At 54.2% G+C, this 9,491-nt stretch carries 7 protein-coding genes; 3 read left to right on the top strand and 4 right to left on the bottom strand.

The genetic code is table 11. The annotated features are described in order from the left end of the window. Window positions 1-179: 179 nt before the first annotated feature. From ACN0VL_RS06125 to yfbV, 4 genes are all read right to left on the bottom strand, one after another. A complete protein-coding gene (locus ACN0VL_RS06125) occupies window positions 180-863 on the bottom strand; it encodes a LuxR C-terminal-related transcriptional regulator (protein ID WP_417615539.1) in 684 nt (227 codons plus the stop codon). A 515-nt stretch (window positions 864-1,378) separates the two neighbouring features. Next, on the bottom strand, window positions 1,379-2,872 hold the full coding sequence (locus tag ACN0VL_RS06120; RefSeq protein ID WP_417615537.1) for an alanine/glycine:cation symporter family protein: 1,494 nt from the start codon (window positions 2,870-2,872) through the stop codon (window positions 1,379-1,381). Between the two features lie 536 nt (window positions 2,873-3,408). Further along, window positions 3,409-4,167, bottom strand: a complete 759-nt coding sequence (locus ACN0VL_RS06115) for a M15 family metallopeptidase (RefSeq protein ID WP_417615535.1) — start codon at window positions 4,165-4,167, stop codon at window positions 3,409-3,411. Between the two features lie 82 nt (window positions 4,168-4,249). Next, a complete protein-coding gene (gene yfbV / locus ACN0VL_RS06110; protein ID WP_417615533.1) occupies window positions 4,250-4,690 on the bottom strand; it encodes a terminus macrodomain insulation protein YfbV in 441 nt (146 codons plus the stop codon). A 274-nt stretch (window positions 4,691-4,964) separates the two neighbouring features. On the opposite strand from yfbV, the gene ACN0VL_RS06105 reads away from it, so the two are divergent. From ACN0VL_RS06105 to tpx, 3 genes are all read left to right on the top strand, one after another. Then, window positions 4,965-6,197 (top strand): acetate kinase, encoded by a 1,233-nt coding sequence (locus ACN0VL_RS06105; RefSeq protein ID WP_417615531.1) that lies wholly within the window; start codon window positions 4,965-4,967, stop codon window positions 6,195-6,197. 9 nt (window positions 6,198-6,206) lie between these two features. Beyond that, on the top strand, window positions 6,207-8,369 hold the full coding sequence (gene pta / locus ACN0VL_RS06100; protein WP_417615529.1) for a phosphate acetyltransferase: 2,163 nt from the start codon (window positions 6,207-6,209) through the stop codon (window positions 8,367-8,369). Between the two features lie 556 nt (window positions 8,370-8,925). Beyond that, window positions 8,926-9,426: a thiol peroxidase gene (tpx, locus tag ACN0VL_RS06095; protein ID WP_417615527.1), complete on the top strand. Its 501-nt coding sequence runs from the start codon at window positions 8,926-8,928 to the stop codon at window positions 9,424-9,426. The last annotated feature ends 65 nt before the right edge of the window (window positions 9,427-9,491 follow it).

Raw genomic sequence — 9,491 nt, 5'->3', positions numbered from 1 at the left:
CGAAGGCGTTAATTAGCTCAAGCCATTGCGCCTGGCTACGATGTTTACGACTCATAGATCACCTCGTTCATTAAAACGGGTAATCTACGGTATTAAAAGTGGGCTAAACAGGTGCGGATGCAGTGACGCTTACTACTCAACCGAGACAATGACTGGACGACTACTGAAGCACAGGGCAACTACTGAAGCGAGCGAGCCGTTTCAACATTGGGCATGAGCGGCCCTATGTTTTTATGAATCCAGTTCAGCGCCTGAACCCGGTTATTCACATCAATTTTGCGGAAGATATTATAAAGATGAGACTTGACCGTATGCTCACTCACAAACAGCTTTTCTGCTATCTGCTGGTTGGATGCACCGGTACCCAATAAAGAAATAATTTCCATTTCCCTGTTGGTTAGCCCACACACGGGGCGAAAGGCGTTACGTTGCTGCTTGCGATATAAATGTATCAGCTTGGTCATTAATTCTCGTGACAGCCACAAGTCCCCTGCCAGCATGGCATGAATGCCTTTACAGATGACGACCAGGCTCTCGTCACGATAAAACACGCCCTTCAACTGAGAGCAATAAAGTGCTTTCAGCGCTTGCTCAAGATCGGGCACATTAAGCGCAGCCACGGGAACGTCGGCCATGCTGGCTGGCAGGGTTTCATACCAGGGGTGCAGCTCGTCGCTCCCGATATGATCACTATCAACCACCAACAATACCGGGTGAGAAGGCAAGCTGGTAAAAGGGGTATCAGGCGCATGTACATGGATCTCGCAGCTGGTATGCTCTGCAAGGTAGTTGGCAAACAGCTGAGTTTGAGCACTGTTCTCGGTGATAATGAAGACTGTGCCCGTTATTGTTTTATGCTGCATTGAAACTTCCTTGTTGCCATGTAGCCATAGTTTGTACGGGGCCTAAAAATAAATGTAGCCATAGTTTGTACGGGTGCCTTAAAAAAGTGTCGTACATTACAGAGGGTTAGTAAAGTACCGGCCTGCGGCTTGCCGGCCGCCCACCACAAACCCCATACGAATCCATTATTTTCAAGCACTTGAATACACATAACTTTCCAATATAAAAAGACAACTAAACTATTATTTCACCCTATTACTTTGATTGTGATGGCCTCACAAAGAACCGCTTCCCTGCAATTCCACCACCAGTTTTATAGTTATTATTTCAGTCATAAACATGATTTTTTTAATAGTTTAGGGATTAGAAAACTCCCCCCCCTCGTCTCTTGTTGAGCAACTTCTGTTGAGCGACTTCCTTGAATGCGGCTCTCCCTGTTTGTGACAGACTGCTCAATGACTCCGGGCCTGAGGGGCAGAAATGAAAAAAGCCGGGCTCTTAACCCGGCTTTTGCAGCAATACTGTGTCTGTTGACTTAACCGCGCTCTACCTCGGCATCGGTCAATACCTCATCGGCACGGGTGCCGGTGTTGGCTTTCTTGTCCTTGACCCAGATATCGGCATTCTTGATACCCAGTTTCACGGGGTCGAAAGTGGGATCCAGCCCCTGTGCCTTCTGCGCCTCATAGTCTTTCAGGGCGAGCAGCGCCGGCTTTTGCAGCAACAATATGGCAACTATGTTCAACCAGGCCATCAGCCCCACACCGATATCACCCAGACCCCAGGCCAGTTCCGCCGTTTTCACCGAACCGTACACCACGGAGCTCATCAGGGCGATCTTCAGCAGGAAGGTCAACCAGGGGCGATGCACCTGACGGTTGATATAGGCTACGTTGGTTTCGGCTATATAGTAGTAGGCCAGAATGGTGGTAAAGGCGAAGAAGAACAGCGCTATTGCCACAAACATGCCACCAAAGCCCGGCATGACCGACTCTACCGCCGCCTGGGTATAACCCGGACCGGCTTCCACGCCGGGCAACTGCTCGACAATGGCCTCACCGGCCTTACCCATAACATTGTAGGCACCGGTAATGATGATCATGAAGGCCGTTGCAGTACACACAAACAGGGTGTCGACATAAACGGAGAAACCCTGCACCAGACCCTGCTTGGCCGGGTGAGATACCTCGGCTGCCGCCGCCGGATGGGGACCCGTACCCTGACCGGCTTCGTTGGAGTAAATACCGCGCTTGACACCCCATTCGATAGCCAGGCCCAGAATGGCTCCAAAACCGGCCTTCATGCCGAAGGCGCTGCCAACGATCAGACCCACTACATCAGGCAGCATATCGATATGCATCACTATGATGACGAAAGCCACCAGGATATAACCCAGCGCCATGAAGGGAACCACTATCTGGGTAAAGTGAGCAATCCGCTTGACGCCACCGAAGATGATAAGCCCCAGCATCACAACCACAGCCGCGGCAGATACGGAGGTGGAAATGCCGAAGGCATTCTCGATACCGGACGCAATACTGTTGGCCTGAACACCCGGCAGCAGCAAGCCACAGCCTATGATGGTGGCAAAGGCAAAGATCCAGGCATACCACTTCATGCCCAGGCCTTTTTCGATATAGTAGGCAGGACCGCCGCGATAGAGACCCTTGTCGTCTTTTTCCTTGTAGATCTGCGCCAGCGTCGATTCCACGAAGGCAGTACCGGCGCCAAAAAAGGCGACGACCCACATCCAGAATACGGCTCCCGGGCCACCGAAGGTGATGGCGGTAGCCACACCGGCAATGTTACCTGTCCCTACTCGCCCGGACAAAGACAGCGTGAGTGCCTGAAACGATGTGATGCCGGCGGGCGAAGATTCGCCCTTGAACATCAGGCGTACCATTTCCTTGATATGGCGTATTTGCAAAAAACGGGTACGCAGCGAAAAGTATAACCCCACCCCCAGACACAAGTAGATCAGAGGCAGGCTCCATATATAACCATTTATGCCATTAACCAGGTCACTCATATAACATCCTTTGTTCTAATGTAATGGCTCTGCATCAGCAGAACATTTCTCAAAAATGCTTAACACTAACGGCTAAGACAAGGCCCACCCGTTATGTGCAGAGAAAAATACTACGCATTGGCCATCTACACAAGTAAGCAACCGCTTCAAAAACACATCGTCACCAGACAACCATTGCGCAACATATGAATAACATTTCACCTGGCCGGATGAATAAATCATGGTCTTGACACACACACCTTGCTAACCATTTGTTTGTATTGAATTAAATGCAACACTGCGGATTGATGATGGCCTGGAGGCATGCATGAATATCTAAAACAATGTAAAAAAGTGGTGTTTAAATGGGGAAATAAAATCGGAAAAGCGAGAGAAAGGTCACATATTGCTTCCCAGTGCACTGGCCATACCGCCCCGGGCACGGCGCTCTGGTGGGCCATGCATGGCCTGACAAGCTGGTGTACGACAGAGACAAGAATGAATACAGCAGAAAATGCTTGCTGTGCATGAGATTGCAGAGCAAGCAATTAACCCTGTTACTGAACCTGCAAGGCGACCTGACGCAACCAGCGTTGCCTTAGTGGTTGCAGCTCGGTGGCACTAAACACGGCCTCTCCCGACTTGCTGTACCAGGCCCAGGACTGATTGCCATAATCAAAGTGCCACCACTCACTGGGTAAGTTGGTAAAACCGGCCTGGATCATGACGCTGTGCAGCAAGCGGCGATTCTCGATGACTTCCGCTTCCCGGGCATTGGGCTTTTCTATGGCTTCGAAGGCCGCACTGTAAGACCAGGGGCTAATGTCGTCAAACTCGGTGCCCATGTCGAGCAACAGCCCTTCACCGTCGCATAGCGCCACATCAACCGAGCCGCCGGTTAAATGCGGGCTGGGGGCAGCGGGATCGCTGCTGGGCAGTGCAACAAAGTGACGAATTCGGTTCAGCAGCTCGGGCTCGCTCTCGCTGGCATAATGGGCACTCATGGCGGCAAACAGGGTATCAAACAGATGTTGCTGCACCTGAAGTGGCCGCCAGCCATCCAGTACCACCAGCTCTATGCCTGCAGGCAATAGTCGTGCTGCTTTATATAAACGAAACAACACACTGCGACGCACATAGCATTCACTCAGGGAGCCGGGCACCCCCTGGTGAAAGTAAGCGGGATAGGCTCGCAGCGGAGAGTTGACCAGCCCAAGCGGCACCAGAGGATCGTTGTTTTCCGCTATTGGCTGTGCCAGTAGCGCCGGCCAGTCAGGCTCTGGCTTGGCCGCGATGGTTTGAGACAAGAAATTCATCGGGTTTACCCACTATTACAAAAACATGGCACAGCCTCACCAAAATCAGCCATGTTTGCAAGGGAGTGCCCGTCTATAATCATTACAGATCGCGAATAAACGACTTGTCCAGCTGCTTGAAGGCCAGACTCAGGGTTTCACCCAGCTGAAAATAACTGGGCCTGGCGACGGGCTCTGCAATAGGCACACCGGCGGCGGCAATTTTGGCATACAGCTGACGATACCAGTTAACCAGTGAGGGAGGCAGTTGCGTATCGGCGCGCTTGCCCAGCCAATACAGTCCCTGCATCGGCAGGCTGGCCAGAAACAACACGGACGCGACCACGCCCGGCCAGTAACGCGGATCACCCAGCTGAAACTGCACCAGCAGGCTCAGTACGATCAGAGCCGGCATGGCGCGCAGCCCCAATCGTGTGGCTGTCATAATGCGATATTCGGGAAACAGCGCTGCCAGTTGCCGCTCTTTGGGCCAGACGCCAAGGTAGGCGCTGCCTCTGTGTAGCGTGTCAGTCAATGTTGCCATAATGCCTCCAAAACAGATCACGGACGCCAAGGGAGTGGATCCAGATCATAAACCCGTCGTCACTTTATGTTATTTTACGCCACCAAACGGGGTTTATCCCCTGTTATTGTGATTTGCCTGGTTTCACGCCACCGGCAAGCTGAATCAACCCGGGCGAAAGCCACCTGTTTGATGCTGACTGTGCATCCCGCTCGCGGATGCAACCGAAGCCAATGACCTGAATATCCTATTCAGGCAACAAGACTTTCGACCTCACTGACGATAAGGTTTACAGATGACTAGCAAGCTGGTTCTTGTGCTTAATTGCGGCAGCTCGTCGCTTAAATTTGCCATCCTTAATGCCGACACCGGTGCCGAGAAGCTTTCCGGCCTCGCCGAGTGCTTCTATTTGCCCGACACCCGTATCAGCTGGACCCTCAATGGCGAAAAGGGCCAGGCTGCTCTGGGGGCCGGTAGCGCTCACCAACAAGCCCTGGACTTTATTGTTGATAAGCTGCTGAAGCCCCATCCCGAACTGATGCGCCAGCTATCTGCCATCGGGCACAGAGTGGTGCACGGTGGCGAACAGTTTACGCATTCCGTGCTGATTGATGAGTCCGTCATCAAGGGGATTGAAGACTGCGCCAGCCTGGCACCGCTGCACAACCCGGCACATTTAATTGGCATCGCCTCGGCCCGGCACTCGTTTCCCGAGTTGCCGCAGGTCGCGGTATTTGACACCGCCTTCCATCAGTCCATGCCCGAGCTGGCCTATCTCTATGCCCTGCCCTATTCGCTGTATCAAGAGCACGACATTCGTCGCTATGGCATGCACGGCACCAGCCACTTCTTTATTACCGAACAAGCGGCCAAACAGCTCGGCAAGCCGCGGGAACAACTGAACATCATCAGCTGCCACCTGGGTAACGGGGCCTCGGTGTGCGCCATAAAAAATGGCCAGTCGGTCGACACCTCCATGGGCCTGACACCGCTCGAGGGCTTGGTGATGGGTACCCGTTCCGGCGATATCGACCCCGCCATTATCTTTCACCTGCACGATAACCTGGGCTATAACCTGGATCGCATCAACACCTTGCTGACCAAAGAGTCCGGCCTGCTGGGACTGACCGAGCGCACTAGCGACTGTCGCTATATTGCCGAACACTACGACGCTGAGCCCGAAGCCAAGCGAGCCCTGGACATCTTTTGCTACCGGCTCGCCAAGTATATCGCCAGCTACACCTGTGCCCTGGACGGTCGTCTGGATGCCCTTGTCTTTACCGGTGGCATTGGGGAAAACTCCATTCTGGTGCGCGAATTAACGCTGGCCAGGCTTGGCTTGCTCGGCTTCAAGCTGGATACAGAAGCCAACACGGCCACCCGCTTTGGCAAAGCGGGCTGCATTACCACTGCGGACAGTACCCCCGCCTGGGTCATTCCGACCAATGAAGAGTGGGTGATTGCGCAGGATGCACTGGCCTTGTCCGAACAATCGGTTTCAACTCCCACGCCGGCGGCGAAAAAATAAGAGGTTTTTATGGCCAGAACGATAATGCTTGTCCCCGTGAGCGGGGGCGTAGGTGCCACTTCTGTCAGTCTTGGCATGGTGCACGCCATGGAGCGTAACGGGGTCAACGTCAGTTTTTTTAAACCCGTTTCACAACCTCGTCATCGCAACAATATTCAGGATCATTCCACTGCCGTCATCTCCAGTGGCGCTAACATTGAACCGCCAGAGCCTTTTGCGGTCAGTTATGCCGAAGCCATGATCTCTCAGGGCAATCTGGATGTGCTGCTCGAAGAGATCGTCGCCCGGGTAGAAAAACACGTCGCCGACAACGGGGTCGAAGTCATAGTGGTGGAGGGCCTGCTCCCCACCGATAAACAGCCCTTTGCCAACCGCATCAACTACGATATCGCCAAGGCACTGGATGCCGATATGGTCTTTATTGCTCAGCCCGGCAACGATACCAGCCAGCAGCTGAAGGAACGTATCGAGCTGGCCTGCGCCAGCTTTGGTGGCATACTCAACAAGCGCATTGTGGGCTGCATTATCAACAAGGTAGGTGCTCCAATGGACGATCAGGGCAATACGCGCCCCGATCTCACCGAGATGTTCAACCCCAACAACAAGATCCAGCAATACAGCCCCAACCTGGAAGTGCTGCAGGTGTTCGGTAAAACCCCGCTGCGCATTCTGGGCTGCGTGCCCTGGAATACCCAGCTGGTGGCGCCACGGGCAGTCGACCTGGCCCGCCACCTGAATGCCACCGTGCTTAACGAAGGCAAGCTGAACAGCCGTCGCCTGCAAAGTGTGACCTTTTGTGCCCGCGCCTTGCACAACATGGTGCAGCACTTCAGGCCCGGCAGCCTGCTGGTGGCGTCGGGGGATCGCTCCGATGTGATTGTCGCCGTGTGCCTGGCCGCCATGAACGGGGTAAAAATTGGTGCCCTGCTGTTAAACGGCGGCTATCACCCCGAGCCTCAAATCATGGACCTGTGCCAACGCGCCACCGAAACCGGGCTGCCGATCCTGATGGTGAACACCAACACCTGGCAAACCGCCGTTAGCCTGCAGCATTTCAACCTTGAAATTCCTGTCGATGACCTGCCCCGCATCGAGCTGGTGCAAGATTATATGGCCGGTCACATCGATCAGAACTGGATTGAATCCCTGAGCGCCAAGTCGACCCGTAGCCGCCGCCTGAGTCCCCCCGCCTTTCGCTATAAATTAACCGAACTGGCACGGCGCGCCGCAAAACGTATTGTATTACCCGAAGGGGAAGAGCCGCGCACCATTAAGGCCGCAGTGATTTGTGCCGAGCGCAGCATAGCCCGCCCGGTCTTGCTGGGGAACCGGGAAGAAATCATGCGCGTGGCGGCGCAGCAGGGAGTGGTGCTGGATGAAAAAATCGACATCATCGAGCCCGAACAGGTGCGAGAGCACTATGTAGAACGCCTGGTGGAATTACGCAAAGCCAAGGGCATTACCGACATTGTTGCTCGCGAGCAATTAAAGGACAACGTGGTGCTGGGCACCATGATGCTGGAGCGCAACGAAGTGGACGGTCTGGTATCCGGTGCCATTAACACCACCGCCAACACCATGCGCCCGCCGCTGCAGATCATTAAAACCGCACCGGGTTCATCACTGGTGTCCTCGGTGTTTTTCATGTTGCTGCCCGATCAGGTGCTGGTATACGGCGACTGTGCCATTAACCCGGACCCCACCGCCGAACAACTGGCAGAAATCGCCATTCAGTCGGCGGAGTCGGCACTGGCCTTTGGCATAGAGCCCAGGGTGGCGATGATTTCCTACTCGACCGGCAGCTCGGGCACCGGCGCCGACGTTGAAAAAGTACGAGAGGCCACCCGTCTGGCCCAGGAAAAGCGTCCCGATCTCATCATAGACGGGCCCCTGCAGTACGATGCGGCCATTATGGAAAACGTGGCCAAGTCCAAGGCGCCGAACTCTCCGGTTGCCGGCAAGGCCACCGTGTTTATCTTTCCGGACTTGAACACCGGCAACACCACCTACAAGGCGGTACAGCGCTCGGCACAACTGGTGTCAATTGGTCCTATGCTGCAGGGGATGCGCAAGCCGGTCAACGACTTGTCGCGCGGCGCCCTGGTGGACGACATCGTCTACACCATCGCCCTGACCGCCATCCAGGCCAGCCAGATGGCAGCAACCAAGTGAACCCAGTGGGCAACAGCAAGCTGTAATACCAAACTGATTAAAGAGCAGATCTATTTCTGCTCTATAAATGTCGGACAAAGGGTCTCCTCCACCGACCCGCTACAAGCACATCCCTGTGACGCTCAGCACATGACGTCCCTGTCATGTGATGGTCGGCGGAGAAGATCCCTTTATCCTCCTTGATGCTACGGAGTTGCCTGTCCGTGCTGTCTACAGGCAACTCGGTGCTTGAGAAGAGGCAGCAGAGATCGCCTCCCACGACCGTGAAATGCCATGGAGGGCATTTCCCGAGCCCTCAAGGATGAGTTCATGGCGTGTCGTGGGAGGTGGCTGTGGTGCCTCTGGTACTCAGGCTCAAAGATGAGCAGAGTTTTACTGTAATTGGTATAAGCCATCATCCGTCGGCAGCGCCGCCAGTCTCCATAGACTGGCGGCGCTTTTTTATGCCCAAAAACAGACGATAGTAATAAAAAACCTTTTCCTTGTTATCAAAACTGTTAACTTAACCTTTTCACTACACTTGTTTCACACTGCCTTTCAACAAGGAGCACAATACATGCCTACAGTGACTTTTCAGGGTAACTCCGTTGCCGTTTCCGGTCAGTTTCCACAAGCAGGCCAAACGGCTCCCGACTTCACGCTCACCGACGGTGAGCTGAACGACATTCGCCTGGCGGACTTTAAAGGCCAGAAAGTACTGCTGAACATCTTTCCGAGCGTGGATACCGGCGTGTGTGCCACCAGCGTGCGCACCTTCAATGAAAAAGCGGCGGCCCTTGGCAACACCAGGGTGCTCTGTGTTTCCATGGATCTGCCGTTTGCTTTTGGCCGTTTCTGTGCCGCCGAAGGCATTGAAAATGTACAAGCCGCTTCTGCCTTTCGCCATCCCGAGTTCCTCAATGCCTACGGCGTGGCGTTAAGCGATGGCCCACTGCGTGGTCTGTCTGCCCGGGCCGTGGTCTGCATCGACGAGCAAGGTAAAGTGCTCTACGGCGAGCGGGTTGCCGAGCTGACCGACGAGCCGGCATACGACGCCGCTATCGCCGCTTTATCCTGATCTTGCCGGATCCCTACCCAGTCAGTTTTTTAATGTAATATCAAAGAACTAGCTATAATGTCCGA

It is taken from the genome of Oceanisphaera sp., from assembly GCF_048268965.1.
In the GTDB taxonomy this organism is placed as follows: domain Bacteria; phylum Pseudomonadota; class Gammaproteobacteria; order Enterobacterales; family Aeromonadaceae; genus Oceanimonas.
Note: the sequence above shows the minus strand (reverse complement) of the source record. Positions and strands in the feature narration are given on the sequence as shown.

Coding starts and splice junctions, on each gene's coding strand:
- tpx (WP_417615527.1), top strand. CDS start 8,926: ATGCCTACAGTGACTTTTCAGGGTAACTCCGTTGCCGTTTCCGGTCAG.
- pta (WP_417615529.1), top strand. CDS start 6,207: ATGGCCAGAACGATAATGCTTGTCCCCGTGAGCGGGGGCGTAGGTGCC.
- ACN0VL_RS06115 (WP_417615535.1), bottom strand. CDS start 4,167: ATGAATTTCTTGTCTCAAACCATCGCGGCCAAGCCAGAGCCTGACTGG.
- yfbV (WP_417615533.1), bottom strand. CDS start 4,690: ATGGCAACATTGACTGACACGCTACACAGAGGCAGCGCCTACCTTGGC.
- ACN0VL_RS06120 (WP_417615537.1), bottom strand. CDS start 2,872: ATGAGTGACCTGGTTAATGGCATAAATGGTTATATATGGAGCCTGCCT.
- ACN0VL_RS06125 (WP_417615539.1), bottom strand. CDS start 863: ATGCAGCATAAAACAATAACGGGCACAGTCTTCATTATCACCGAGAAC.
- ACN0VL_RS06105 (WP_417615531.1), top strand. CDS start 4,965: ATGACTAGCAAGCTGGTTCTTGTGCTTAATTGCGGCAGCTCGTCGCTT.